We start from the raw sequence: 26,394 nt of genomic DNA, 5'->3' as shown, positions 1-26,394 counted from the left end.
CGATCGCAAGGCTATTTCCCCTCACAAAGCGCCAGTAAATACTGCGTCAGCAAATGTGCCGGTCGGCCGCTCGCCTGGGTGAATTTACCCCGTGACAGCGCGGTGCCGCTGACGTCGAGGTGCGCCCAGGGGCGCTGGCGGCAAAACTTACTGAGGAACTGTGCGGCAGACACCGCGATGGCAGCGTTGTTGGGCGGCGTGTTGGTATAGTCGGCAATCGCGCTCTTTACCTGGCCGTCAAAGCTTTCATCCAGTGGCAGCGGCCAGACGCGATCCTGCGTCAGGTTTCCCGCCTGCTGCAGGCGCTGGCTTAACGCTTCATCGTTGCTCATCAGCCCCGAGATGTCGTAGCCCAGGGCTTTTACCACCGCGCCGGTCAGCGTGGCGACGTCAATCATGCCGGCAGGCTTAAAGCGTTCTGCGGCGTAGCTGAGGGCATCGGCCAGCACCAGACGGCCTTCGGCATCGGTATTAATGATTTCTACGCTCGCGCCCGAATGGGCACGCACAACGTCACCCGGCATCATTGCGGTGCTGCCGGGCATGTTTTCCGCCAGCGCCATGACCGCAACGACGTTGATGGGCAGGTTCAGGCGCTTAACGGTTTCCATCATGCCAAAGACCACCGCCGCACCGCACATGTCGTATTTCATCGTGCGCATGCCTTCGCCCTCTTTCAGCCACATCCCGCCGGTATCGAAGGTTATTCCTTTGCCGACCAGGGCATAAACCGGCTCTTGTTGGGCAGCACCCTGCCAGCGCAGCGTAACCAGCCGGGGAGGGTGGACGCTGCCTTTTCCGGTGGCGTGCAGGCAGCCGAGCCCGCGGTCGAAAATGGCCTGCTCGTCGAGGATCTCGCAGTGGGTTTTCGAGTGCTGGCTGGCCCAGGCTTCCGCCCGCTGCGCCACATCCTGCGGGCGGCAGTCCAGGGCGGGTAAATCCGCCAACTGGCGGGAAAGCCGCATTCCCTGAGCGATAGCCTCGGCCTGCTCAGCCAGCCGTCGCGCCAGCGCGTTATTGGGTTCGGTAATCAGCCACAGCTCGCCGTCGCTTTGCGGCAGATCCTGGCGATATCCCAGCTGCGGCAGTTGATAGAAGCAGTTGAGCACGGCAATTAATAGCGTGCGTAGCCGCACAAATGTGGTTTCATCCGCCAGATTAAAGCCCGCGAGATCCAGCGCGACGGGCTGTAAAACGGGAGAAGGCAGCAGCGTTTCAACAGCTGAAAGCAGCTTTCGGAGCACCGCTGGTTGGGCAACTTCTGCAGAAGGCAGCAGTGACAGACGCCTACATATGCCCTGTAAACCAAAGGAGGTTGTTTGCGGCTCATCGTGAGCAGACATCTCTTTCAGCAGGGGCTGAAGCGCGTCTGGCCAGCGGCTCAGGGAGGTATTCCATAAGATCAGATGGGCATTGTTAAATGCGGCGTCGGGTGAGACAAGCAGGCACTTCATTGGATAACCTCCGCGGTGATGCGCCGTTGGTAGGCGTCCAGCCATTCGCGATCGGCCGGGCGGATGAGCGTGCGATTACCTTCCCTGGCGGTGAGGAACACCTGGGCAGGCTGTGCCGGCGTGGCGACAGAGAAGGAGAAGTTGTCGATGGTTGTGGCCGCGCCGTATTCGCCCCTGTTGTTCATGCAGACGACGGAGAGGTCGCCAGCGCGGCCGTAGCGAGCCATTAGCTTTGCTTCCAGGTCGTAAACCGCCGACTCCGCCGCCTGCTGCGGTGACATTCCTCGCGCCATGCGGCTGACAATCTCGTAGCTGATGCAGCCTTTCATTAAATCTTCGCCAAGGCCGGTGGCGGTGGCTGCGCCCACTTCGCTGTCGGCGTAGAAGCCGGAGCCGGAAACCGGCGAGTCACCTACGCGGCCAGGGCGCTTCATAAACAGGCCGCTGGTGGAGGTGGCGACCGACATTCTTTGCTGACCGTCGAGGGCGATAACGCCGACGGTATCGTGCCCGGTGTAGGGGCTTAGACCGCGATCCAGCGTTTCACGTTTGCGCTTAAGATAGTGATTATGTGCGCGCTCGGTCAGCATGGTTTTGCTTTCAAAGCCCCGATCTTTTGCCCACGCTTCCGCTCCCTGGCCGACCATAAAACTGTTGAAGCGCTCTTCGCTCAGAGCTTTGGCGACCAGAATCGGGTTAGCAATATTTCTTACCCCTGCGACGGCGCCGAGCGCCAGGCTGGTACCGTCCATAAAGGCGGCGTCCAGTTCAACCTCGCCTTTTTCATTTGGCAGTCCGCCGAAGCCGACCGATTTATAGAAAGGATAATCCTCTACGCATTTGACCGCATGGACCGCAGCGTCGCTGGCTGAACCGCCCTGCTGCAGACGCTCTGCGGCTTCACCAATTCCTTCCCATGCCATACGCCAGGTGGCGATCGTTCCCCAGTTTGCTGATAGCGTCATGTTTAACTACTCCGTGGCGGGTTTAGGTTCGGTCACCGGTGCCGGGGTTTCACTGGCCCGGTACTGTCTGTCGACAACTTTCAGGAACGGCAGGTATATCAGTGCTCCGAGGCACAGGTTAACCAGCTGGATAACCGCGCCGCTCAGGTGCCCGGTGACGATAAATCCGCTTAACACCGGCGGCAGGGTCCAGGGGATATACACCCCGGTGGTGGTCGCTACCACGCCGACGGACATGGCGATGTACTGCACCGTGACCAGCACGAGCGGCACAAGGTTAAATGGGATCAGCATGACGGGGTTCATGATGACCGGCAGGCCAAACAGCACCGGCTCGTTAATATTGAAAATGGAGGAGCCGGCGGCCAGCCGCGAGACGTTTTTGATGTGCTGACTGCGGGCGAAAAGCAGCATAGCAATCACCAGAGACAAGGTGGCACCCGCGCCGCCCATCCAGATCATGTCGTAAAACTGCTCCGTGACCACGTGCGGCGGCGGCATGCCGGCCTGAGTGGCGGCCAGGTTGTCCATCTGGTTTTCCATCCAGAAGGGGCGAAGAATGCCGTTGACCATTGAGCCTGAGTTGATCCCCACGGACCACAGGCTGGTAATGCTAAAGCAGGTAAACAGCGCGCCAATATAGGAGGTGCCGAAGTGGCGGATCGGCGTCGCCAGCACTTCATAAACGAACTGATGAATGGTGTGATAGTCGGTTTTTGCAAAGAGCACACGAATGGCCAGGGCGAGAATCAGGATCAGCAGCGACGGGATAAGCGCCGCAAAAGATTTTTGTACCGCCGGAGGGACGCCATCCGGCATTTTGATCACCCAGTTCTGACGCAGCATCCAGGCAAACAGCTCCGTACTGGCCAGTGCTCCAAGCATCGCGACAAACAGCCCCTTCGACCCCAGCCACTCCAACGGAATCAGGTTGCCGAGGTCAGGGTGCTTTGCGAAAGGGGTGAGGATCAGGAAGCAGGAGAGTGACAAAATGCCGGAGGACATTCTGTCGATGTTATAGCGCTCTGCCAGCCGATAGGCCACCAGAAAGCTGATGAATACCGCCATTGTCGAGAAGATTGCGTTAAAAGGGATCTCAACGGTGGCGGACCACCCCTCACCAAAAATAGCGGCCATAAACTGCTGGTAGTGACTGCTCGGGAATGACGAGATAACCAGCAGGATCGAGCCAACGATAATAAACGGCATGAACGAGATATAGGCGTCGCGAATGGCGCCGAGGTGGCGCTGCTGCGCCATTTTGGCGGCCAGAGGCATCAGCCGGGCTTCTAATGCGGCCATCAGGTTTTTCATTTTACCGCTCCGTAAGTAATCACAAGAGACAATTCTTGCGTGCCATTACCTTAGTGTTTGTTCAGCGGCAATAAAGTGAGTTAATTCACAGATGGGCCATATAAGTATCATATGATTACTTAATTTATTTTCGGGGGATAAAAATAAAATTGCCCCGCAGCGCGGGGCATTGTGGCGGTCAGGGAGAGGGCTATTTGTAGATAGTGGCGGTACCGTACAGATGGTTATCACCGCCCGCAGAGTTAATCACGAAGCCGGTTGCACCCTGTTCTTTGGCTTTTTCTGCCAGTTTGGCCTGCAGATCGTCAAGGTTGCTGGCTTTGGCGGTTACGGTACCCACCGGGCGCAGCTGGCCGAGGTTTGCGTCACTCATTTCCTGGGCTGCCATGGAGGCAAAAGGCAGTGCAGCAAGAGAGATAACCGCAGAGAAATACAGCAGCTTTTTCATCTTTACATCCTCTTGAGCGTTGAGAGCAAAACACCTTTTTGTTGTCTGACAACTACAGTCTAGTTCCTTCGCTGGCAGGTGATGACGCAAAAAACTGATGGAGTTGTGCGTGTTTTTTGAACGATAAAACTTGACCCAATGCTGACAAAAAAGCCACATATATGTGGCTGATTTTTTTAGCTTTAGCGCGCATCCGGGCGAACCAGGTCAAAACGCCGGGACTCATCTACCGTGTAATAAGCGGTTGGCCCTCCGGCCCGCAGCACGGGTTGCGCCAGTGCGGTCTGATAGATGCCATCGATAAGCAGGTCCTCATCGATGTGGACGGCAACCACTTCGCCCAGCACCAGCCAGCTGTTTAACTCCTCGCCGTCGGCCGAGGTAAGGCGAATGCACTGCGACAGGCGGCACTCGAAGTGGACCGGGCTTTCCGCCACCAGGCTTGCTTTTACCTTTGTCCCCGCGACGGGGGTCAGGCCTGCGCGCTGGAACTCATCTTCGCCTCTTGGGAGCGTCACGGAGGTTTCGTTCATCTGCTCTGCCAGCGGGCGAGTGGCGAGGTTCCAGACGAATTCTTTGGTGTCGAGGATGTTCTGGACGCTGTCTTTCCAGCCGCTGCTGGCGAAGCCAATGATCGGTGGGCGATAGTTAAAACAGTTAAAGAAGCTGTACGGCGCAAGGTTACGCTGGCCCTGCAGATTGCAGGAGGAGATCCAGCCAATCGGGCGCGGCCCGACGATGGCGTTCAGCGGGTCGTGCGGTAAACCGTGGCCTTCCACGGGCTCGTAGTAATAACGTTTTTTACTCATTACGCACCTGAAGTTGTGTTGGAAAGGTCAAATCGTCAGCGATGTATTTACCCGACGCGGAGAGCAGAGTATCTTACGCGCCCACACAAGGAGAAGCCCCGATGAAAACCCCAGCCGCTACTAAACCTGGTTTGCACCCGCGCAACCGCCACCGCAGTCGCTATGACTTTGCCGCGTTAACCGAAAGCAGCCCGGCGCTGGCCGCGTTTTTGCGTCAGGGGCCGCACGGTGACACCACCGTTGATTTCGCCGATCCTCTGGCGGTGAAGGCGCTTAACCAGGCTCTGCTGGCCCACTTTTACCAGATCAAGCAGTGGGATATTCCGGAAGGCTTCCTTTGTCCACCGGTGCCGGGCCGTGCGGACTATATTCACCATCTCGCCGATCTGCTGGCGGAAAGCAACGGCGGCGCTGTGCCTGCTCAGGCGTCCGTACTGGACGTCGGCGTGGGCGCAAACTGTATCTATCCGCTGATCGGTCAGCATGAATACGGCTGGCGCTTTACCGGTTCCGAGCTGGATGAAGACGCGTTCCGCAGCGCGCAGCAAATTGTTGACGGCAATCCGGGGCTTAGCCGCATGATTCGCCTTCGCCGCCAGAAAAATGCCGCCAGTATTCTGGACGGGATTATCCATAAAAATGAAACCTACGACGCCACGCTTTGCAACCCGCCGTTCCATGACTCAGAGGAAGCAGCCCGCAGCGTGAGCGAACGTAAGCGCCGCAATCTTGGCCAGAGCGAAGATGCCGCCCTTAACTTCGGTGGCCGTCAGCAGGAGCTGTGGTGCGAAGGCGGAGAAGTGGCCTTCGTAAGCCAGATGATCAAAGAAAGTCAGGCATTTGGCCGTCAGGTTCTGTGGTTCACCTCGCTGGTGTCGAAGGGGGAAAACCTGCCTGCGCTGTACCGCGTGATGCAGGAAACCGGCGTCGTGAAGGTGGTGAAAAAGGAGATGGCTCAGGGGCAAAAGCAGAGCCGTTTTATCGCCTGGAGCTTTATGGATGATGCCCAGCGCGCACGCTGGGCAAAAAACCGCGGTAAATAGTTAACTTGTTGGGCTGGCGGGCGGCAACGCGCTGGCCGCCGCTTCTGAGGCCTGCATGGCCTGCGCCGCATCGGCACCCGGCTGCATAACCTGTACGGTTTGCACCGGCGGCCTGATGCCCGCCTCATCAAAGTGTTTTTTGACCATTCCGTCGAGCGCATAGCGCACCGTCCACTGTTTTAGCGGCAGGGTGGTAAAGGTGACGCGTACCGTAAATGCCTGATTCGTCAGGCCCACGATGCCGGAGAACAGCGGCTCGCCAATCACCAGCATACGAATCTCTTCCTTGCTCATTAGCGCTTCGACCGCCTCTTTCAGTACGCGGTTGGTTTTATCCACGTCCTCCTGCCTGTCGACGTCGTAGTTTGCAACGAAAGAGCCGATGCCGCGCACGAAGTTGGCGAAGGTCGTTATCGATGACCACGGAATGATGTGGTAGGCCCCCGTATCCTGACGCACGCCCACCGAGCGGATAGACATTTTCTCCACGGTGCCGGTAATTGCGCCGATGGTGACGTAGTCTCCCGTGTTCATCCCATTTTCAAACTGAATAAATATCCCGGTAATAATATCCTTCACCAGGGTTTGCGAGCCAAAGCTGATCGCCAGCCCCAGGGCACCGGCACCGGCCAGCAGCGGCGCAATGTTCACGCCAATTTCAGAAAGCAGGATCATGATGGTGATGGTGCTTATCACCACGGCCAGCGCGTTGCGGAACAGGGTAAGCAGCGTTCTGGTCCGTGCGCTGGGCATCGGGCGGCCATGGATATCGGAGGCGAGGCGATTTTCAATCAGGCTTGCCAGCAGCGTCCAGCCGACTGCGGAGAAGAAAAGGATCAGCAGGATACGAATAAGGATATCGACGGTTTTCTCGCCAGCGCCCTGAGTGAGCCATTGCCAGACATCAAACAGGCCCCAGGCATCCAGCAGCAGCATCACCGCGATGCAGACGGTAAGAATACGTGCCAGCTTCAGCGAGACGGAGATCCAGCCGTTAAGCCGTTTTTGCAGCTCGGGATAATTGCGCTGGACCTGCGGAGAGAGCGTAATGGTTTTTGCTATCCAGCGTGAAAGCATGCCGGAGATAAACGCCGCCACGCCGATGATGGTCAGGCTGTGCAGCGAGGCGCCCATCATAAATTTCAGGCTGTTGCCAGGGTCGAAGAGAGAAAGGAAAAACAGCACCACAAAATAGAGGCAGGCAAGCCAGTGCCAGACGAGCGCAAAAGCGCGAATAAACAGGCTAAAGAAGCTCATCGAACGGTCTGCGAGGTGGATCAGGCTCTGCTGGATGGCGCGTTTGTTATGAAAAATCAGGTACAGCGCCCAGAGGGTAATCAGCAGCATCACCACCACGTTGACCATGGCGCTGATCTGGGCGTTGACCTGGTTGGCAAGGATCGGGACGACCACCAGTAACCCATAGCCGATCATCGTACTCAGCCACGAAAGACGCAGGCTCCAGTAGCATGCGCCCCTATCGCCAATGGGAAAGGGGCGCAGCGCCGGGAAACGGGGGCTGAAAATGAGGCGCAGCACGGCCTTAAAGAATTCAATAAGCCCAAAGGCGTTAAGAAACAGCCCCTGCTGGCGCGCAATGGTGGCGCTGCCCGCGTTCATGTTGTCGCTGAGGAGCTGGCCGACGAACAGCGTCAGCGCCAGCAGCAGGATATCCACCGCAAAAGCACCGAGAATGGTTATCGGCAGATGAAGCCAGTTGGTATGGTCGCGGTTTTTGCGTCGTCCCCAGTCGCCCATTTTGGCCCACAGCGGCCTGACGCAGGCGCGAAGCAGGAAATAAAAGACGAAGACGGCGCTGGCAAGCATCGCGAAGTGGCTCAGCGCATTGAAGAAAGTCTGCTGGTTAAAAGCTTTCCTCGGTGCGCTGGCAATATTTTGCTGCAGCTGCTCAAAGCGCTGGGTGAGCTCTCCCCCATAGCGGCGGCTGACGTCAGTGACGTTTTCGAGCACCGTTTTATCTTCGGTAAGCGTATCCGGCGGCGTGATAGCGGGAACGGTTTGCGAGGCGTCATCAGCGGCGACTTTGCGAAGCTGCCCGATGAGTTCGCTGCGGGACTTTGGGTTGTCCAGTACGTCGGCTAGCGCCGAGTAAGCCTTTTTCTTTTCTTCTACGCTGGGCTCTGCCGGTGCCGTGCTGCTGGATGGGGGCGTTGATGCGGCGACCGCGGCGGCAGGCAGGGTGACGGCGTGGCCGGGCAGGCTCATCAGGCTAAAAAGTAATATCAGGATCCATCGCACAGCGCTCCTCCGGACTGAGAAAATCTGACAAAGGAGTAAGTATAGTGGCTGAGATTCTGACGAGGAGAAAAGCGGGATTATTCCAGAGAAGCAGGGCGGTGGGTTTGCAGCCAGCCGCCCTGGGTGAAGCGTTATGCGACGTGCTGCAGGAACTCGCGCAGGCGCGGGCTCGGCGGGTTGTCGATAAGCTCCTGCGGATTACCGTCTTCAGCCACGCGACCTTTATCGATAAAGATCAGGCGGGAGGCCACTTTGGCGGCAAAGCCGACTTCGTGGGTCACGATAACCATGGTCATCCCTTCTTCTGCCAGATCCTGCATAACTTTCAGCACTTCGTGACGCAGTTCCGGGTCGAGGGCCGATGTTGGTTCATCAAACAGCATCATCTTCGGCTTAACGGCCAGCGCACGGGCGATGGCCACGCGCTGCTGCTGGCCGCCAGAAAGCTCTGACGGATAATGGTGAGCGCGTTCCGCCAGGCCAACCTTCGCCAGCAGCTCTTTCGCCAGCTTTTCAGCCGCCTCTTTTTTCATGCCGCGAACGCGAATCGGGCCGAAGGCGACGTTTTCCAGCGCCGTCAGGTGCGGGAACAGGTAGAACTGCTGGAACACCATGCCGGCTTCCTGACGAATCAGGCGATCGTCCACTTTCGGGTCGTTCACTTTCAGGCCGTCAACGATCAGGTCGCCGCTGGTGATCTCTTCCAGCTTGTTGATGCAGCGCAGCAGCGTAGATTTGCCGGAGCCGCTTGGCCCGATAATCACCACCACTTCGCCCTGTTTGATGTTCAGATCGATATTGTGCAGCACCTGGGTTTGGCCGAAGTGCTTGGAGACGTTTTTAAATTCAATCACAGGATTTTCATCCTTCTTTCAAGGCGACGCAGCACGAAGCTCAGCACCAGGGTAATAATCAGATAGAAGACCGCAACGGCACTCCAAATCTCCAGCGCGCGGAAGTTACCGGCGATAATCTCCTGACCCTGACGAGTCAGCTCTGCTACACCGATAACGATGAACAGCGAGGTGTCTTTGATGCTGATGATCCACTGGTTACCCAGCGGCGGCAGCATACGGCGCAGCGCCAGCGGCATTATAACGTGACGGATGGTTTCACGTTTTGACAGCCCAAGCGCAAGGCCCGCTTCCTGGAAGCCTTTGTGAATCGAAAGTACCGCACCGCGGGTGATTTCTGCGATGTAGGCCCCGGAGTTGATCATGATAGTGACGACCGCGGCGCTAAACGGATCGATACGCAGGTCGGTAAAGGCCATTGGCAGGGCGAAGTAGATAAACATCACCTGTACCACAATTGGCGTGCCGCGAATCACTTCGATGAAAACAAGGGCAACGTGGTTGGCAATCCAACCGCCGTAGGTGCGAGCAAAGCCCGCGATTAAACCAATTACTAAACCGCCGCAAAGACCGAGGATAGAAATCCATAGGGTCATCTTGGCGCCTTCAAACAAGATGGGAATTGCAGGCCAAATGGCGCTCCAGTCAAACTGCATGATGTGTTCCTGTTGTCTACCGTGATTCACCTTCTTCGGCTTTCAGGCGAGGCCTGAAGGCGTTGGAGGCGTTTAATAATAAGAGGGGCGAAAGGCGCCCCTCAGGTCCTGCTTAACACTTAGAATTATTATTTTGGCTCAGTGCCGAACCATTTTTTGTAGATTTCGTTGTAGGTGCCGTTCTCTTTCAGGGTTTTCAGCGCGCCGTTGATTTTGGTGCGCAGTTCGTCGCTGCCTTTAGGCAGGGCGATGCCGTACTGCTGAGCTTCCAGAGACTCACCTACCGCTTTGAACTGACCGTTACCGGCGGTTTTGATGAAGTACAGAATGTTTGGCGTGTCGTGCAGAACGGCGTCAGCGCGGTTGGTGCCCAGTTCCATGTAAGCGTTATCGATGTTCGGGAACTGACGCAGGTCTTTGGTTTTGATGTTGGCTTTCGCGTAATCGACGGAACCGGTGCCGCCTTTAACCGCGACCACTTTACCGTCCAGATCTTTCACGCTTTTGATGTCGTTGTTGTTGGCTTTAACCATGACCAGCAGGCCGCTTTTGTAGTAGCCGTCGGAGAAGTCGATGGCTTTTTCGCGCTCAGGGGTAATGGTGATACCGGCCAGCGCCAGATCCACGTTTTTGGTTTGCAGGGCAGGGATGATGCCGCTGAAGTCCATTGGCTTCAGGGTGTAGTCCAGCTTCAGCTCTTTTGCGATAGCCGCCCACAGATCCACGTCAAAGCCGACGTATTTATCGCCTTGTTTAAATTCGAAAGGAACGAATGCGGTGTCGGTCGCAACGACCAGTTTTTTATCTGCGGCATGAGAAGATACAGCGAAAGCCAGGGTAAGTGCAGCCAGTGAAACTTTCAAAATCGACTTCATAGCATTTCCTTTGTTAATCCACGGGGCGATCCCCTGCGTCAGCGGCGACTCATGAAAGAATCGTGCCAAATTTGCAACTTACTGTTTTGCAAGGAGGTGATTTATTACCATTGCACGTTGAGCGTGGCAAGTCGGTCATAACGCACCGTTATGGTGCACCATTTTGGTGCGCAAAATGGACCGGCAGCTCTGGGGGAAGTTTTACCGCGAAATCAGTGGACAAAACAATCACTCGTTAACGATTGTGTGAAGTGATTATTACATTTGATTAACTTTAGGTGATGAAGTGAACAGTGGTCTGCGCTGTTTTGGTGCAGGCCCCGACCCCGGGCGGGGAAGAGGCCATAGGAAAATACTATTTGTTATTCGATATTGGACTCGATGAACCACAGGAATTTATCCAGATCGCGTGAAGCGGCGGTCAAAATATCGGCGGTATCTTCGTCTTTTGCTTCGCCAACGGCTTTACGCACATCGTTGGCCACGATGGCATAGCGATCGGCCAGCTCTTTCAGGTGTTCCTGAACGGTGTGAATGTCGAGCGGGTAGCTTTTCAGCGGAGTTTTACTGTTGATCACCTGAGTCGTCCCCAGGGCAACGCCGCCCAGCTGGACTGCACGTTCAGCCATGGTGTCGAGATGCTCGGTCAGCGCCGTGCGGAAGCCGTCCAGCATTTCGTGTACGGCAATAAAGTTAGCACCGCGCATGTTCCAGTGAGCCTGTTTGGTAATCAGCGACAAGTCGATGAACTGGACGACCTGGCGATTCAGCAGCTCGATGGTGGCTTTTTTCTCGCTGTCTTTCACATCATTGCGGGTATATAGCAGGTTTGTAGATTTAGTTTTTACCAGTTTAGCGGTACTCATAATCTTTCATCCTCTTGATGTTGGTGTCCTAATGAATTACCGGGAATAAGTATAGCACCGCTTTTTATCTTTGCTTGAGTAGGCCGTTCCTATCGAACCAATAGTAAGCGAAGAGTGGTAAAAACAAATGTATTGTGGAACAGAGGGTTAAGTGAAGGTTCAACATTGTGTCAAAAAGCATGAATAAATATAACGGAGGAAAGATAATAATTCTTATTAGGTATTACAGAGTTGAAAAAATATAAGTGCTTGATTGCGGGTAAATCCTTTAACGCGGTAATTACTACCGCATTAAATGAAGGGCGGCGAATTAATTTATGTCGACATGGGTAATCTGCGTTTCACGCTTCATGGTCAGCGTTGAACCCGCGGATGCTGCGATGATGGAGAGCAGAGCTAACCATTGCACCAGCGTCAGATGCTCACCGAGGAACAGCATTCCCGACAGGGCCGCCAGGCCAGGCTCCAGGCTCATCAGCGTGCCAAAGGTGCGGGTAGGCAACCTGGTTAACGCAATCATTTCCAGCGAGTAGGGCAGCGCAGTCGACAGCACCGCTATCGCCAGGCCAACGGGCAGCAACGACCATTGCAGCAGGGAGCTGGTGGCTTCCCACGCGCCGAGTGGGACAAAGATAATTGCCGCAATCAGCGAGCCAAAAGCGACCGTGGCCGGGCCGTGTTCAGCGCCCGCTTTCTGTCCGGCAATAATATAGACGGCCCAGCAGGCACCGGCCCCCAGCGCGAAGGCTGCACCGGCGAGGTCGACGTGGGAGATATCCTGACCCAGCGGCAGCAGGAACCACAGCCCGGCAACCGCCAGCACCACCCAGATAAAGTCCACGGGCCGGCGTGAAGCAAATAGCGCGATGGCCAGCGGACCGGTAAATTCGAGCGCCACCGCAATCCCCAGCGGCACGGTTCGCAGTGAGACATAAAAGAGATAATTCATGCTGCCCAGCGCCAGCCCGTAAAATAGCAGGGGCAGGCGCTGCTCTGGCTTAAAGCGCAGACGCCAGGGCTTAAAAATCACCACCAGAATAAGGGTGCCTAAAAACAGGCGCAGCGAGGTGACGCCCTGAGGGCCGATAAGCGGAAATAAGGATTTAGCCAGCGAAGCACCGCTCTGAATTGATGTCATGGCAATAAGCAAAACCACGATTGGCAGCCAGCGCGGCATATTGTGGGAAGTGTGCGGCATCCTGCGTCCTGTCAGTATTTGTCTGTGTTTGGTCAAGAAAGTAAAAGTCAGCTCAGTCTAAAGGATTAAGTTAAGGTCGGTTGAACTTTCATTAAGAAAAATTCTCATGGTGTGGAGTACGATCCGGGGTAGTTTTGTCAGTTTGTGTCAAAAACAAATCCAGAATTATCTGAATGATGGTTTTGTTAAAGGGGTTAATATTTGCCGTCGAAAGGATCTATTTCCAGGGATCTTAGTGACTTAACATGTAGTGGAAATGTTATGTTACATCAAAGGGCCTCTTAGACAACACAATTGGCGAAGAGTTTCTGTCATGGTTTTGTTATATTTAAAACTTAGGACTTACTTGAAGCACATTTGAGGTGGATATTATGAAAAAAATTGCATGTCTTTCAGCTCTGGCCTGTGTTCTGGCCGTCTCCGTAGGTACCGCATCTGCAGCAACCAGCACCGTTACCGGTGGTTATGCTCAGAGCGATATGCAGGGCGTTGCTAACAAAGCTGGCGGTTTCAACCTGAAATACCGCTACGAAAACGAATCCCCGCTGGGCTACATCGGTTCCTTTACCTACACCCAGAAAAGTGACACCCAGAACGGCGTGTACAACAAAGGTCAGTACTACGGTATCACCGCAGGTCCTGCATTCCGCATCAACGACTGGGCAAGCATCTACGGTGTTGTCGGCGTTGGCTACGGTAAATTCCAGCAGTCTGCTTTCCCGGAGCATAACTCTGTGAGCGACTACGGCTTCTCCTACGGTGCCGGCCTGCAGTTCAACCCTATCGAAAACGTTGCTCTGGACTTCTCCTACGAGCAGAGCCGTATTCGTAGCGTTGACGTTGGCACCTGGATCGCTGGCGTGGGCTACCGTTTCTAATATCCCCCGGGATAGAAACAAAAAATCCGCCCTCGTGGCGGATTTTTTTTGTCTGTAAACCGGCTAATGGCTAGCGCGTCCTGGTCTCAAAAATATCCGTCTGCAGATGAGTATAGTCCACTCTCTTCAGATTGAAGTTGGTGATGTAGATTGGTCCCGCTTTTTGTTCCGAAATAAACCTGTATTTCGGCATCAGCTCTTTTGCCTTAATGCCCGTCCAGGCGGAGAAAAAGTTCAGGAAATCGTTAGCGCTGCGGCGCGCTTTAATCAGCCTGTGCGTCGTATCGTCGCTCGACAGCACCATAAACGGTACCTGGAAATTCTGCTGGAACTTATCGTCATGCGCCAGATACTGCACGTCCGTTCCCCGCTCCTTAAATGCCAGTCCATGGTCAGAAAAATAGGCCATTGAGAAGCTGTTACCGCTGTTTTTCAGCTGCAGGTAAAGCTGTTTTAGCAGGTCGTCCGTTTGCGTCATGCTGTAGAGATAGCAGGACGTCTCTTTAGACTGCACAAAATCTTTGTATTTCCCCTGAGTACGATCGCAGGCCTGCGGGTGGGAGCCCATCAAATGCAGCACGATCAGCTGCGGCGTGCTGCGCTGGGTGGCAAACACCTGGGCCGTCATTTTTAGCAGCGCTTCGTCGCGGGTGTTTTTATCGGCCTCAAAATCACCGTTCTTCAGGAACTGCACTTCGTCGGCGCGTTTAGCGATGCTGGCAATGGCGGTGTCGTATTCGCCGATTTGCCCCTGATTTGAGAACCACCAGGTCTGGAAGCCGGCGCGGTTTGCCAGGGTGACAAAGTTATCCTGGTACTGGGGTTTGCCGTCTACCACGCGGTTCAGCGTCAGCCCCAGCGATTTTTGCGTTGAGCCGCTGGCAGAGACGTAGTCCATAAACAGATTGCCCTTCACCTGGCTTGCAAACGGGGTGTTATCCCAGTGACCGCCAAACGCACCCAGCGCGTCACGGCGCGCGCTTTCACCAATCACCACCACATAGGTATGGTATTTAGGCTGTACAGAGAGCACGTTCCAGGAATCTTTCTGCTGTGAAAGCTCCTTCATACGGGCCTGTTCCTCGACGACCTCATGGTTATTGACCACGACATCTTTCACAAAGCGCACAACCGGGTAACCCGTATCTTTAAATTTAAATACTCCGCCATAGGCAAGGTTGGTCGCCGGCGTGACGAAAAAACTAACCACGCTAACGGCGAGGCATAAGCTATCGAAATGACCCCATGGACGTTTTGCTTCACGTTTGCGGCGTAGCGCTATCACGCCAAGCGCGAGAATAAAGAGAGAAACCACGTAGCTGTACCACGGGAAGATGGTCATGATTTCCGTGGACTCTTCAAAATTGGTTGAGTGCAGCGCCAGCAGAGTGTTGAAGTTGGGTGAGCCATAAGCCTGGCCGAACGGGAAGTACATTGCCGCGACAAGGCTGCTGAGCCCCAGCAGTGACTTCTGGAGCCGCGGAGCCGTCCGCCACAGCAGCATAAGCACGCAGCTAAAAGCCACCGCGTACAGCAGGCTGAATTCATAGCCAAGTGCAAAATTGATCAGCAGGGACTGCAGAAAATAGAAACCGGTCCACGGATTCAGCATGATTCCGCGGGCAGTCAGGGTATCTTTAACCGTTACATTCATCTTTATTATGGTCTTGCAAAACGCCATGCGGTGACCCTGGCGATAAGGGCAGAGCCTGCCTGACAGACGGAAACGAAGGGGAGTAGCACCGCATCTGCGAGCCGCTTCATGTGCAGGGCTGCAAGAAGATAGAGCCGTAAGATAAGAAGATCAACTGATAACAGGCGGCTGTTTTGCGAGACGGATTGCAAATCCGACAAATGATGGGGTTAAAGCTCGGCCAGACTAGCCATTAGCGGGAATTTTGCAGGAAGAGTGTGACAAAAAAATGATCGTTAGCCCCTATCGCTAACCGGATTCGCCAGGCAGGCGAGGCCTGGCGTTATGGGGTTTCTTCTTTCTGCTGGGGTTTACCTGAAACCCAGTCACAAATCATATTCAGCAGCATTAAGCGTACCTGGAAGGGGGAATGTGTAAACACGTTGATGCACCTCTTAAATTCGTTCATAGCGTCCTCCTGTTAGTCGTACAACCGTTTTTCCCTGAACAGGTCTGACTGCATTACATACAGGTATAGCACAGGCTATATTTTATAGCCATGGCTATTTCGTTAATTTTTTGTGGATGAGCAATGCTGGTTTACAATGAAGCCTTCCGTCGTCAGATGACGACGCCGCGCCACTGGAAGAGGAAGCACTATGAGCCGTCGGGTAGGGCAAAAGAACAGCGAAAAAGTGACGCCATTACCGAACATTGAAGAGCATGTTGAAGGCTTCAGGCAGGTACGCGAGGCGCACCGCCGTGAGCTTATTGATGATTACGTTGAGCTAATTTCTGATTTGATCCATGAAGTAGGGGAAGTGCGCCAGGTGGATATGGCCGCTCGCCTGGGCGTTTCCCAGCCCACGGTGGCGAAAATGCTTAAGCGCCTGGCCTCTGTTGGCCTGATTGAGCAAATCCCGTGGCGCGGGGTCTTTTTAACCCCCGAAGGGGAAAAGCTGGCGCAGCAAAGCCGCGAGCGCCATCGGGTGGTTGAAAACTTCTTTCTCGCCCTGGGCATTAGCCCGGAGACCGCGCGTATCGATGCCGAAGGCGTTGAGCACCACGTCAGCGAAGAGACGCTGGAAGCTTTCCGTAAATTCAGCGCAGAGCGGGGTATAGGCTAAACATGCTGCTGCGTCTTGCGCAGCCCTTCCTGCGCGATCGATTCCTCCATTTATTGCTGCTGATCGGCGTTGCCCTGAGCCTGGAGGTGCCGTTTCGCCCGGCTTTGTGGCCCTCCGCTATCGACTGGCACACCATTATTACGCTGGCCGGGCTGATGATGTTGACCAAAGGCGTGGAGCTGAGCGGCTATTTCGACGTGCTGGGGCGCAAGATGGTGGCGCGTTTTGCCGACGAGCGGCAGCTTGCGCTGTTTATGGTCGCGGCGGCGGCGCTGCTGTCTACCTTCCTGACCAATGACGTCGCGCTGTTCATTATCGTTCCGCTGACCATCACCTTGAAAAAGCTCTGTTCGGTGCCGGCAAGCAAACTGATTATCTTTGAGGCGCTGGCGGTCAATGCCGGCTCTTTGCTTACGCCCATCGGCAATCCGCAAAACATCCTGCTGTGGGGGCATTCAGGGCTCTCCTTCGGCAGATTTACCTGGCAGATGGCCCCGCTGGCGCTGGCGATGACCGTCAGCCTGCTGGTACTGGCCTGGCTTAGCTTTAAGCCGAAAGCGCTACGCTACGGCGGCGATGCCGGTGAGAGCAGATGGCAGCCCCGGCTGGTCTGGTGCTGCCTGGCGTTCTATATCGTGTTTATTATTGCCCTGGAGCTCAGGCTTGAGCTTTGGGGGCTGGGGCTGATTGCGCTTGGGTTCCTGCTGCTGGCGCGCAGGGTGCTTCTCAGCATCGACTGGAGCCTGCTGGTGGTGTTTATGGCGATGTTTATCGACGTTCATCTTGTCACACAGCTTCCGGCGCTGCAGCACTCGCTTCAGGATGTGGCTCAGCTCTCTTCCGGCGGGTTATTTAGCCTGGGCATTTTGCTTTCACAGGTTATCAGTAATGTGCCGTCCACCATTTTGCTGCTGAACTACGTGCCTGCTTCGCTGCTGCTGGCCTTTGCGGTCAACATTGGCGGTTTTGGCCTGTTGCCGGGTTCGCTGGCAAACCTTATTGCCCTGCGTATGGCGAACGATCGCCGCATCTGGTGGCGCTTCCATCTCTATTCTCTGCCGATGCTGCTCTGGGCGGCGCTGGTGGGGTACGGTTTATTACAGCTACTTCGCTCTCTCTGATTCAGGCTGAAACAGGCAAGGAATGAGCAGAAACTCCCCATTCCAGCGCCTTTTTTCAGGAAGAGGGTAAAACTACCGGTTCAGCTTCAAATGCAGCAAAGGGAAAGGATTCCCTTCACCGTCGAGCTCTGACCGCCCGGTTTGCTCGAATCCCATGTGCAGATAAAAACCCACACCCTGCGGGTTCTGTTCGTTAACATCGACTTCATCAACCTGCAGATGCTCAATGGCGTACTGCAGAAGCTGTTTGCCTACGCCCGCGCCACGACTCTCGGGTGAAACAAACAGCATTTCAATGCGGTTTTCATGGCAGCCAATAAACCCCAATGGCTTGCCTTCATTCGTGGCGGCCAGCAGGACAGGGATCTGCGGCATATAGAGTTCACGTACCTGAGGTTTTAGCGCCTTGATATTTTCGTCGCTGAGAAAATCATGGGTGGCGCGTACGGACGCCTCCCAGATTTCCGCCAGCGCATCAAAATCTGCCGCCGTTGCTGCTCTTATCGTTAACATTGTTGTCCTCAGTTAAACGGTGTTTCTTTTTTCAGGATCTTATCAATCACGTCCAGCACGCCCTGCTGGTTGCAATGCCCGGCCTGGTAGCCGGCAATGCGTTTGATTTTGTCCGGCGCGTTAGCCATGGCAAAGCCGAATCCGGCCTGGGTCAGCATCTCAATGTCGTTGCCGCCGTCGCCGAAGGTCACCACTTCGCTGTCTTTGATGCCCCATTTTTCCTGCAAAATCCGCAGCCCGTTGGCTTTATGAATGCCCGGAATAATCAGGTCGATAGAGCCATGGCCGCTGGTGACCGGCACCATAATGCCTTCCAGCTCTGCGCCGAGGGCATCCATGGTGTCATCCAGCTGGCTGTCAGGCAGGTTCAGGGCAAACTTGAAAAACACGTCATCCAGGCCGGAGAAGTCTTCCACATGCTTAAGGCGATGGTAAAACTTCGCCGCAATCGCTTTGAAGCCGTCGTCATAGCTATTGAGCGTATAGCCGCTGTGTTTGCCGCAGGCGATGATTTCAACGTGCGGGAGCGTCAGCAGATGGTCGACAACCGTGTTGAACTCCTGCTTTGTCAGCTCGCCGTTGAACAAGTCTTCGCCTTCACTCACTACCCAGCCGCCGTTGTCGGCAACAAAAGAGATCTCATGGGCAATGTCCGGGAAGAAGGATTTCAGCTGGAAATACTGGTTACCGCTGGCAACCACAAAGCGGATGCCTTGCTCCTTCATCTGCTGGTATTGCGCGGCAAAGCGTTCGCGGTTGTAGGTTTTAGCGTCGTCAAGAAAAGTGCCGTCCATGTCTACTGCAATCAGTTTGATGCTCATCGAACTCTCCGTTATTCAGTTTCTAAAGCCTGCCCGGAAGGTTGACCGGGTTTAGCAACGGCGCGGGCAACCAGCGCCGCAATGATCATTAGCGTCAGGACAACCAGCATGGCATGGCGCAGGCCGTAATGCTCGCCGAGGAAGCCTAACAGCGGTGGCCCTACTAAAAAGGCAACATAGCCAGAAGCGGCAACGACGCTGACGCGGCTGGCCGGATCGGGACCGGTATCGCCAGCCGCTGAGATGGTAAGCGGGAAGCCTAAAGAGGTGCCCAGCCCCCACAGAATCACCGATACGCCAGCAAGGAAAGCGTTGTCGACAAACACAATGGTGCCGATGCCAATCACGCCCATGATCGCACAGGCACGTACCACGATAACGCGGCTGTAGCGGTCGATAAACCAGCCGCCGGTAAAACGCCCGACCGTCATGCCGAGGGTGAAACCTACGTAGATTAGCGAGCCGGAGGTAGGGCTAAAGCCATGCCCGTCGACCATCAGCAGCGGCAGCCAGTCATTAGCCGAGCCTTCGGCAAAGGCCATCGCCAGCACCACAAAACCAATCAGCAGCAGCTGGATATCTTTATAAAACGGACGGTGTGGCTCATGGGCTTCGTTTTTGTCCGGGTTATCTTTGCCCACGCCGTGCGGGACGGCGATAAGCGCGATAACAATTGGCGCGATGACCACCAGGCCTATCAGCAGCAGGTGTCCCCAGGAGACCACGTTCCACGCGGTCAGGCTCAGACCGATTCCGGCACCGACCAGCGTCCCCAGGCTAAAGAAGCCGTGCATCATCGGCAGCACCGTTTTCTTCATCAGGCCTTCGATAATGGCGCCTTCGACGTTCATCGCCACCTCGGATGAACCCAGCCCGCTGCCGAGCAGCGCCAGGCCAATGGCAAACAGCACCGGCGAGGCGAGGTACAGCGCAAGGCTCATCACCAGCATACCGGCAACCATCAGCGTCATGCCGCTGCGAATAATGGTCCGGGTGCCAAAACGTTTCACCAGCCAGCCGGAGCAGAGAATGCCGCCCATTGAGCCAATGGAGAGGCCAAATAACACAATACCCATCCCGGCCGTTGAGACGCTGAGCGTATCGCGGATGGCGGGGGTGCGTGTGGCCCAGGATGCCATCACCAGGCCCGGAAGGAAGAAGAAGGTGAAGAGCGCCCAGGTGCGGAGCTGTAAGGCTTTTCTCTGCGAAACAGACATGAACAACAACCAGTGAAAATGAGACAAGGAGAGCAGACTAGCAAGCTTGTGTACATTTGTACACATTCCGGGATAGACTCGTGGCCATATTCTAAATTCAGGTAGGTAATGATGAGCAAAGCCCCGCGCCGGAATGACCCCGAACGCCGCTCGCGCATTCTGCAGGCGACGCTGGACATGGTGGTAAAACACGGCATAAGCGATATCACCCACCGCAAAATTGCCGCCGAGGCTGGCGTTTCGCTGGGGTCAATGACCTACTACTTTTCTGGCATAGAGTCGCTGCTGTGCGAGGCATTTACCCAATTTGCCCACCAGATGTCGGACAGCTACCGGGAACGCATGCAGCAGGCCAGCAACCGCGATGAGGCCTGTGAGGCGATTGTTGATATGATTTGCGGCGGCTGCGTTGCCACGCCGTACAACATGCAGGTGATGTACCAGCTTTATGCTTATGCCAGCTGCAATCCACAGCTAAAAATTATCATGCAGGAGTGGATGGTCCGCAGCCAGCAGGCGCTGGAACCCTTTTTCGACCCGCTAACCGCCAGAGCGTTAGATGCCTTTCTGGAAGGGATGACTCTCCACTACGTCACCGACCGCGAGCCGCTGGGGCGCGATGAAATGCGGGTAATGGTGCGAAGGATTGTGGGATTGGGGAGTGCAGAATAAAGGGAGCGGGGACGCTGGTAACGCTTTGTTATTAATGCCCTGAAAAATAAAAACCCATCAACCTTGAACCGAAAGCGGCGGGGTTGATGGGCTCCACAAATTGGGGACATCAAAGAAAAGCAGTGGCACTAATTCAGACTGACGCCCCGAAAGAAAGTTCGCTCAGGTATAAAAAAAAAGTATTTTTCTTTGTCTGTTATTGCGATCACAAACCTGGCCATATGACGACAATGAGCGTACCGGCCAGGGTTAACAACACGTTAGCGATAGCATAGGTGCCGGCGTACCCCAGCGCAGGGATATTGCTGCGCGCGGTGTCGCTGATGATCTCCATCGCTGGCGCACAGGTACGCGCCCCCATCATTGCCCCGAACAGCAGCGCGCGGTTCATCCGCAGCACATAGGCGCCGAACAGGAAGCAGATAACCACCGGCACCAGGCTCACGATAAGGCCGGCAATCAGCATCTGGCCGCCCACCGCGCCGAGGCCGTTACTGATGCCGCTGCCGGCGCTGAGGCCAACGCCCGCCATAAATACCATCAGGCCAAACTCTTTCACCATGTTTAGCGCGCCCTGCGGTATATAGCCGAAGGTTGGGTGGTTGGCACGCAGGAACCCAAGCATGATCCCGGCGAACAGCAGCCCGGCGGCGTTGCCGATGCCGAAGCTAAACGAGCTGAACTGGAAGGTAACCATGCCGACCATCAGGCCAATCACAAAGAAGGCGCAGAATGCCAGCAGGTCGGTTATCTGGCTGTGGATAGAGATAAAGCCGATGCGCTCGGCAACGGTTTTGACGCGCCTTGCGTCGCCGCTGACCTGCAGGACATCGCCTTTGTTCAGTACGATATTGTCGTCGATAGGCATTTCAATCTGGCTGCGGATCACACGGTTCAGGAAGCAGCCGTGATCGGTGAGCTTCAGCTGCGCCAGGCGACGGCCCACGGCGTTATGGTTTTTCACGACGATCTCTTCGGTGACGATGCGCATATCCAGCAGGTCGCGGTCGAAGACCTCTTTGCCGTTTCGGAAGCTCGGGTCAAGGCGCGCATGCGAGTCCGGGTAGCCCACCAGGGAGATTTCATCACCCATTTGCAGCACCGCATCGCCATCCGGGTTAGCCAGAATGCCGTTGCGGCGAATACGTTCGATGTAGCAGCCGGTCTGGCGATAAATGCCCAGTTCGCGCAGGTTTTTGCCATCGGCCCAGGCAACAAGCTCCGGCCCGACGCGGTAAGCGCGGATCACCGGAAGATAAACTTTGCGGCTCGCGTCGGTATCCAGACCGCGTTCACGTGCGATCTGCTGGGCGCTGGTTTGCAGATCCTGATGCTGCATCTTCGGCAAATAGCGGGCGCCTACGATCAGGCTAACCAGGCCAATCAGGTAGGTCAGAGCATAACCCAGGCTCAGATTATCCAGCGAGGTTGCAAGCTGGGCGGCAGGGAGACTGGAGTGGCGTAGGGTATCCCCGGCGCCGACCAGCACAGGCGTTGACGTCATCGCCCCCGCGAGCATACCGGCGGTAAGGCCGATATCCCATCCGAAAAGTTTGCCAAGGCCGAGGGCAATCAGCAGCGCGCTGCCGACCATGACCAGCGCAAGCATGAGATAATTTTTGCCGTCGCGGAAGAAAATAGAAAAAAAGTTAGGTCCGGCTTCGACGCCCACGCAAAAAATGAACAGCATAAAACCAAGATTTAACGCATCGGTGTTAATCGAGAAATGTTGTTGCCCGAGTAATAAAGAGACCACCAAAACACCAATGGAATTACCCAGTTGCACCGGACCGAGGCGTAATTTCCCCAGGCAGAGTCCCAGCGTTAGTACAACAAATAACAAAAGGATGTAATTCCCGTTTAACAAATCTGCGACGTTTATATTCACGAAGGCTAACTTCTTGTTTACCAGTAAGCTATTGAAAGAGATAGATTTATGCGCTACTGTTTTGACGGTTTCGTCAGTGACGACCGGCAAAATATCACGTATCTAAATATCTCACGCGATGACCGAATTTCCGCCGCTAGTTTAATCTTTCTAACTAACAGCGGCTAGTAAGAATATTGTGCTAATTGTGGCAATGCTTTATCGGCAGGGATGGCCAGGATTTTATCAAATCGGGTAAAGACTCTGCGGGCGTTTCAGGCAGGGTATTTTCGAGCAGAAGCAGATGTCAGGAGGTAAAATGCACAGACGAGCGCAACGGTGGCTGGGAATTGCCTGCTGCTTCGTGCTATTTATTCTGGTTTTTCTTTCGCTGCGTTTACATGTGATGGGGCAGTTTATTGCGACCGGGCACTATGAGCTTGGGCTGCTGTTTTTCCTGCTTCCCGGCGCGGCGGCCAGTTTCTTTTCCCGGGGCGACAGAGTGGTCAAACCGCTGGCTGGCGCAATGCTCGCTTCGCCGCTTTGCCTGATGATGGCCCACCTGTTTTTACCCGTGACACGATCCTTCTGGCAGGAGGTGGCGTGGCTGCTCAGCGCGGTGTTCTGGTCATCGCTTGGTTCGCTTTGCTACCTGCTCTTTATTCTGTGCTGCAGGCGGACTCGCGGCCATAAAAAAACCGACTCCTGAGAGTCGGTTTTCTGGATCGCAAAGCTTATTGCGCGGTCTGGAACAGATTCAGATGTTCTTTCGCATAAGCTTCAAAATCAGTGCAGCCGCCGATGTGTTTCTGATCCAGGAAGATCTGCGGCACGGTTTCAACCGGTTTACCCACGGTTTTTTCCAGGTCCGCTTTGGAAATGCCTTCGGCATGGATATCAACATAGCGGAAGTTGAAGTCATCACGCTCGGCGGTCAGTTTCTCAGCCAGTTCTTTAGCGCGAACACAATATGGGCAACCAGGGCGTCCAAAAATTACGGCAAACATGCTCTCTCCTCAGTTTTTATGGCCGATACGAACCGGCGAATAACCCTATAATGCCGATATCCGTCACATTTTGAAAGAAGGCCTTGCCTGTTAGTTCGATGCCCGTAGGCTATCTGGCGTTGGGCTGCCGGGGCTATAATTAGCCCAAACATTCAGGAGATAACGCTATGCGCGCGCTCGGAGCATTACCCAAAACGGTGGTTGTGCTGGAAGCGGTTGGCATTGTTTTTTTGGCCCTGGCCTTTCTCTCGTTGCAGGGATACCTCTCCTTGCCCGCACCAATCGCCAGTGCAAGCGCGGCTATAGTCATGCTATTTATAGGTCTCGGGCTGATGTCGCCGGCCGCAATCGTGATGACCTGGAAGATTGCTCAGCGCCTTGCGCCGCAGCTGACTCAGCCGGATTCTGCTTCGAAACACTCTGATTTAAAAAAGCCAAAGGAAAACAGCGATGACGCCGACCATTGATCTGCTTCGTTCTCACCGATCTATTCGCCATTTTACCGGTGAACCTATCACCGACGAGCAGCGCGAGGCCATTATTGCCGGCGCGCAGGCGGCCTCCAGCTCCAGTTTCCTGCAGTGCAGCTCGATCATTCGTATTACCGATAGGGCGCTGCGCGAACAGCTGGTGCCGCTCACCGGCGGCCAGAAACACGTGGCCGAGGCGGCCGAGTTTTGGGTCTTTTGCGCAGACTTTAACCGCAACCTGGAGATTTGCCCGGATGCCCAGCTTGGGCTGGCGGAACAGCTTCTGCTTGGCGCAGTAGACACCGCCATTCTTGCACAAAATGCCTTTACCGCAGCGGAGTCTCTGGGGTTGGGTGGCGTCTATATCGGCGGTATCCGTAACAATATTGAGGCGGTAGGGGAGCTGCTGGGCGTGCCAAAATACGTGCTGCCGCTGTTCGGGCTTTGCCTCGGCTGGCCTGCTGATGCGCCGGACATCAAACCGCGCATGCCTGCTGCGATGCTGGTGCATGAAAACCGCTACCAGCCGCTGAACAGACCGCTGCTTGAAGAATACGACGAACAGCTGGCCCAGTACTACCTGAGCCGGGACAGCAACACGCGCCGCGACACCTGGAGCGACCATATCAGCCGCACCATCATCAAAGAAAACCGTCCTTTTATCCTCGATTATCTGCACAAACAGGGCTGGGCTACCCGCTAAGCGCTTAACAAATCTGCCCAATCCATCGTTGAACGGGGAGGGCAGTGGTATGATAGCCGGGCGGTGAATGTTGGTCTGGTTGCTCAGAGGTGCAGGTTGAAAATTGCTATTTTATCCCGGGACGGAACGCTCTATTCATGCAAACGCCTGCGCGAGGCGGCGATGCGTCGCGGCCACCAGGTGGAGATCATCGATCCCCTCTCCTGTTATATGAACATTAATCCTGCGGCGCCCTCGGTGCACTACAAGGGGCGTCAGCTGCCGCACTACGATGCGGTGATCCCACGTATTGGCTCGGCTATTACCTTTTACGGCACGGCGGTGCTGCGGCAGTTTGAAATGCTGGGAAGCTATCCGCTGAATGAATCGGTGGCGATTACGCGCGCCCGGGACAAGCTGCGTTCGCTGCAGCTGCTGGCCAAACAGGGCATCGATCTGCCGGTGACGGGGTTCGCCCATTCGCCGGACGACACCAGCGATCTTATTGAGATGGTGGGCGGCGCGCCGCTGGTGGTGAAGCTCGTTGAAGGCACGCAGGGTATTGGCGTGGTGCTGGCGGAGACGCGGCAGGCGGCGGAGAGCGTTATTGACGCGTTTCGCGGCCTGAATGCCCATATTCTGGTGCAGGAATACGTTAAAGAGGCCAAAGGGCGCGATATTCGCTGCCTGGTGGTGGGCGATGAGGTGGTGGCGGCCATTGAACGGCAGGCCAAACCCGGCGATTTCCGTTCAAACCTGCACCGCGGCGGCGTTGCTCATCAGGTAACGATTACCGACCTTGAGCGAGCGGTGGCGCTAAAAGCGGCCAGCACGCTGGGCCTGGACATTGCCGGCGTTGATATTTTACGCGCCGATCGAGGTCCGTTGGTGATGGAGGTCAATGCCTCGCCTGGGCTGGAAGGTATTGAAAAGACTAGCGGTGTCGATATCGCCAGTCTGATGATCGCATGGATAGAGCAACAGGCACGTCCTGGGTACTGTCTTAAAACCGGAGGATAATCGCCAAACTGGCGCTTATTCATAGTATGACGTGTCATTTTTGCGTAAGATGGCACGTTAATTTTTGAACCGGTAATGAGGTTTTTGCGTTTATGGATTCACTCGTCGTCCCGACTCTGGACACTTTACGCCGCTGGCTTGATGAAATCGGCGTAACCTTTTTCGAGTGCGATACCTGCCAGGCATTGCATTTGCCCCATATGCAGAACTTCGATGGCGTGTACGACGCGAAAATCGATCTTGTGGATAACATCATCCTGTTTTCCGCGCTCGCGGAGGTCAAGCCGTCGGCGCTGCTGCCGCTGGCGTCCGATTTATCGTCGATTAACGCCAGCTCGCTGACCGTGAAAGCTTTCCTCGACGTCCAGGATGACAATTTGCCCAAGCTGGTGGTCTGCCAGTCATTATCCGCCTCGGCGGGCATTACTCTGGAGCAGTTTGCCGCCTTTGTTCAGCAGAGCGAAGAGCAGGTTTCGATGGTGATTCTCGAGGCCTGCGCCAATCAGCTACTCTTCGTGACCGAAGAAGAAGAGCACGACAGCACAATTATTCACACTCACTCTCTGCACTGATCCTTTCCTGGTTTAACGCGCGGCCACCAGCGCCGCCGCGTTCTGCATGTTTT

At 55.3% G+C, this 26,394-nt stretch carries 28 protein-coding genes; 10 read left to right on the top strand and 18 right to left on the bottom strand.

Features of this window, described 5'->3' with window-relative positions:
• Window positions 1-11 precede the first annotated feature (11 nt).
• From EL098_RS15275 to EL098_RS15255, 5 genes are all read right to left on the bottom strand, one after another.
• Window positions 12-1,454, bottom strand: coding sequence for a leucyl aminopeptidase (locus tag EL098_RS15275; RefSeq protein WP_126357027.1), 1,443 nt, complete (start codon window positions 1,452-1,454; stop codon window positions 12-14).
• On the bottom strand, window positions 1,451-2,419 hold the full coding sequence (locus EL098_RS15270) for a N(4)-(beta-N-acetylglucosaminyl)-L-asparaginase (protein ID WP_126357026.1): 969 nt from the start codon (window positions 2,417-2,419) through the stop codon (window positions 1,451-1,453). The genes EL098_RS15275 and EL098_RS15270 overlap by 4 nt, the downstream gene beginning before the upstream one ends.
• A gap of 6 nt (window positions 2,420-2,425) precedes the next feature.
• Entirely contained in the window at window positions 2,426-3,733 is a 1,308-nt protein-coding gene (celB, locus tag EL098_RS15265) for a PTS cellobiose transporter subunit IIC (protein ID WP_126357025.1), read from the bottom strand.
• Between the two features lie 190 nt (window positions 3,734-3,923).
• Window positions 3,924-4,181 (bottom strand): DUF1471 family periplasmic protein McbA, encoded by a 258-nt coding sequence (mcbA, locus tag EL098_RS15260; RefSeq protein ID WP_126357024.1) that lies wholly within the window; start codon window positions 4,179-4,181, stop codon window positions 3,924-3,926.
• A gap of 182 nt (window positions 4,182-4,363) precedes the next feature.
• Entirely contained in the window at window positions 4,364-4,990 is a 627-nt protein-coding gene (locus tag EL098_RS15255; RefSeq protein ID WP_126357023.1) for a flavin reductase family protein, read from the bottom strand.
• A 101-nt stretch (window positions 4,991-5,091) separates the two neighbouring features.
• Here EL098_RS15255 and rlmF point away from each other — a divergent pair, with 101 nt between their 5' ends.
• Window positions 5,092-6,033: a 23S rRNA (adenine(1618)-N(6))-methyltransferase RlmF gene (rlmF, locus tag EL098_RS15250; RefSeq protein ID WP_126357022.1), complete on the top strand. Its 942-nt coding sequence runs from the start codon at window positions 5,092-5,094 to the stop codon at window positions 6,031-6,033.
• Here the strand turns inward: rlmF and ybiO are convergent, their stop codons facing one another.
• The 6 genes from ybiO to rhtA form a co-directional block, all read right to left on the bottom strand.
• Complete coding sequence (gene ybiO / locus EL098_RS15245) at window positions 6,034-8,292, bottom strand: mechanosensitive channel protein (RefSeq protein ID WP_126357021.1); 2,259 nt, start codon at window positions 8,290-8,292, stop codon at window positions 6,034-6,036.
• 131 nt (window positions 8,293-8,423) lie between these two features.
• Window positions 8,424-9,146, bottom strand: coding sequence for a glutamine ABC transporter ATP-binding protein GlnQ (gene glnQ / locus EL098_RS15240; protein WP_126357020.1), 723 nt, complete (start codon window positions 9,144-9,146; stop codon window positions 8,424-8,426).
• A complete protein-coding gene (glnP, locus tag EL098_RS15235) occupies window positions 9,143-9,802 on the bottom strand; it encodes a glutamine ABC transporter permease GlnP (RefSeq protein ID WP_126357019.1) in 660 nt (219 codons plus the stop codon). Before glnP ends, glnQ begins: the two co-directional genes overlap by 4 nt.
• Before the next feature lie 128 nt (window positions 9,803-9,930).
• Window positions 9,931-10,677, bottom strand: a complete 747-nt coding sequence (glnH, locus tag EL098_RS15230; RefSeq protein ID WP_038474244.1) for a glutamine ABC transporter substrate-binding protein GlnH — start codon at window positions 10,675-10,677, stop codon at window positions 9,931-9,933.
• A 362-nt stretch (window positions 10,678-11,039) separates the two neighbouring features.
• Window positions 11,040-11,543 (bottom strand): DNA starvation/stationary phase protection protein Dps, encoded by a 504-nt coding sequence (dps, locus tag EL098_RS15220; RefSeq protein ID WP_016535541.1) that lies wholly within the window; start codon window positions 11,541-11,543, stop codon window positions 11,040-11,042.
• A gap of 310 nt (window positions 11,544-11,853) precedes the next feature.
• Window positions 11,854-12,741: a threonine/homoserine exporter RhtA gene (rhtA, locus tag EL098_RS15215; protein ID WP_126357017.1), complete on the bottom strand. Its 888-nt coding sequence runs from the start codon at window positions 12,739-12,741 to the stop codon at window positions 11,854-11,856.
• 371 nt (window positions 12,742-13,112) lie between these two features.
• Between rhtA and ompX the strand changes: the two genes are divergently transcribed.
• Window positions 13,113-13,619 (top strand): outer membrane protein OmpX, encoded by a 507-nt coding sequence (gene ompX / locus EL098_RS15210; RefSeq protein ID WP_126357016.1) that lies wholly within the window; start codon window positions 13,113-13,115, stop codon window positions 13,617-13,619.
• A 70-nt stretch (window positions 13,620-13,689) separates the two neighbouring features.
• Here the strand turns inward: ompX and EL098_RS15205 are convergent, their stop codons facing one another.
• Together EL098_RS15205 and mntS are read right to left on the bottom strand one after the other, a co-directional pair.
• Window positions 13,690-15,273: a sulfatase-like hydrolase/transferase gene (locus tag EL098_RS15205; protein WP_126357015.1), complete on the bottom strand. Its 1,584-nt coding sequence runs from the start codon at window positions 15,271-15,273 to the stop codon at window positions 13,690-13,692.
• Between the two features lie 322 nt (window positions 15,274-15,595).
• Complete coding sequence (mntS, locus tag EL098_RS15200; RefSeq protein ID WP_126357014.1) at window positions 15,596-15,721, bottom strand: manganase accumulation protein MntS; 126 nt, start codon at window positions 15,719-15,721, stop codon at window positions 15,596-15,598.
• Window positions 15,722-15,911: 190 nt separating this feature from the next.
• Between mntS and mntR the strand changes: the two genes are divergently transcribed.
• Both mntR and EL098_RS15190 read left to right on the top strand, forming a co-directional pair.
• Window positions 15,912-16,379 carry a manganese-binding transcriptional regulator MntR gene (gene mntR, locus EL098_RS15195; protein WP_126357013.1) on the top strand — a complete coding sequence of 156 codons (468 nt, stop codon included), beginning with the start codon at window positions 15,912-15,914 and terminating at the stop codon, window positions 16,377-16,379.
• A gap of 2 nt (window positions 16,380-16,381) precedes the next feature.
• A complete protein-coding gene (locus tag EL098_RS15190; protein ID WP_126357012.1) occupies window positions 16,382-17,500 on the top strand; it encodes an anion transporter in 1,119 nt (372 codons plus the stop codon).
• Between the two features lie 72 nt (window positions 17,501-17,572).
• Here EL098_RS15190 and EL098_RS15185 read toward each other — a convergent pair whose 3' ends face one another.
• Genes EL098_RS15185 through EL098_RS15175 form a run of 3 tightly spaced genes read right to left on the bottom strand, consistent with a single transcriptional unit; the run spans window position 17,573 to window position 20,051 of the window.
• Entirely contained in the window at window positions 17,573-18,013 is a 441-nt protein-coding gene (locus EL098_RS15185) for an acetyltransferase (protein WP_126357011.1), read from the bottom strand.
• A gap of 8 nt (window positions 18,014-18,021) precedes the next feature.
• On the bottom strand, window positions 18,022-18,834 hold the full coding sequence (locus EL098_RS15180) for a Cof-type HAD-IIB family hydrolase (RefSeq protein WP_126357010.1): 813 nt from the start codon (window positions 18,832-18,834) through the stop codon (window positions 18,022-18,024).
• 11 nt (window positions 18,835-18,845) lie between these two features.
• The gene (locus EL098_RS15175) at window positions 18,846-20,051 is read right to left on the bottom strand and encodes an MFS transporter (RefSeq protein ID WP_126357009.1); all 1,206 of its coding nucleotides are present in this window, start codon (window positions 20,049-20,051) and stop codon (window positions 18,846-18,848) included.
• Window positions 20,052-20,162: 111 nt separating this feature from the next.
• Between EL098_RS15175 and EL098_RS15170 the strand changes: the two genes are divergently transcribed.
• On the top strand, window positions 20,163-20,723 hold the full coding sequence (locus EL098_RS15170) for a TetR/AcrR family transcriptional regulator (RefSeq protein WP_126358467.1): 561 nt from the start codon (window positions 20,163-20,165) through the stop codon (window positions 20,721-20,723).
• Between the two features lie 205 nt (window positions 20,724-20,928).
• On the opposite strand, the gene EL098_RS15165 is transcribed toward EL098_RS15170, so the two are convergent.
• The gene (locus EL098_RS15165; protein WP_126357008.1) at window positions 20,929-22,611 is read right to left on the bottom strand and encodes an aspartate:alanine antiporter; all 1,683 of its coding nucleotides are present in this window, start codon (window positions 22,609-22,611) and stop codon (window positions 20,929-20,931) included.
• 298 nt (window positions 22,612-22,909) lie between these two features.
• Here EL098_RS15165 and ybjM point away from each other — a divergent pair, with 298 nt between their 5' ends.
• The gene (gene ybjM / locus EL098_RS15160; RefSeq protein ID WP_126357007.1) at window positions 22,910-23,299 is read left to right on the top strand and encodes an inner membrane protein YbjM; all 390 of its coding nucleotides are present in this window, start codon (window positions 22,910-22,912) and stop codon (window positions 23,297-23,299) included.
• 25 nt (window positions 23,300-23,324) lie between these two features.
• Here ybjM and EL098_RS15155 read toward each other — a convergent pair whose 3' ends face one another.
• The gene (locus EL098_RS15155; RefSeq protein ID WP_126357006.1) at window positions 23,325-23,597 is read right to left on the bottom strand and encodes a GrxA family glutaredoxin; all 273 of its coding nucleotides are present in this window, start codon (window positions 23,595-23,597) and stop codon (window positions 23,325-23,327) included.
• Between the two features lie 167 nt (window positions 23,598-23,764).
• Between EL098_RS15155 and EL098_RS15150 the strand changes: the two genes are divergently transcribed.
• From EL098_RS15150 to EL098_RS15135, 4 genes are all read left to right on the top strand, one after another.
• Entirely contained in the window at window positions 23,765-24,064 is a 300-nt protein-coding gene (locus EL098_RS15150) for a YbjC family protein (protein ID WP_126357005.1), read from the top strand.
• Window positions 24,048-24,770, top strand: coding sequence for an oxygen-insensitive NADPH nitroreductase (gene nfsA / locus EL098_RS15145; RefSeq protein WP_126357004.1), 723 nt, complete (start codon window positions 24,048-24,050; stop codon window positions 24,768-24,770). The genes EL098_RS15150 and nfsA overlap by 17 nt, the downstream gene beginning before the upstream one ends.
• A 96-nt stretch (window positions 24,771-24,866) precedes the next feature.
• Window positions 24,867-25,769: a 30S ribosomal protein S6--L-glutamate ligase gene (rimK, locus tag EL098_RS15140; protein WP_126357003.1), complete on the top strand. Its 903-nt coding sequence runs from the start codon at window positions 24,867-24,869 to the stop codon at window positions 25,767-25,769.
• Window positions 25,770-25,861: 92 nt separating this feature from the next.
• Window positions 25,862-26,341 carry a YbjN domain-containing protein gene (locus tag EL098_RS15135; RefSeq protein ID WP_126357002.1) on the top strand — a complete coding sequence of 160 codons (480 nt, stop codon included), beginning with the start codon at window positions 25,862-25,864 and terminating at the stop codon, window positions 26,339-26,341.
• The last annotated feature ends 53 nt before the right edge of the window (window positions 26,342-26,394 follow it).

Origin of the sequence: Cedecea lapagei, assembly GCF_900635955.1 — a bacterium.
Taxonomy (GTDB): Bacteria; Pseudomonadota; Gammaproteobacteria; order Enterobacterales; family Enterobacteriaceae; genus Cedecea; species Cedecea lapagei.
The sequence above is the reverse complement of the archived record's forward strand: the minus strand, read 5'-3'. Positions and strand labels throughout refer to the sequence as shown.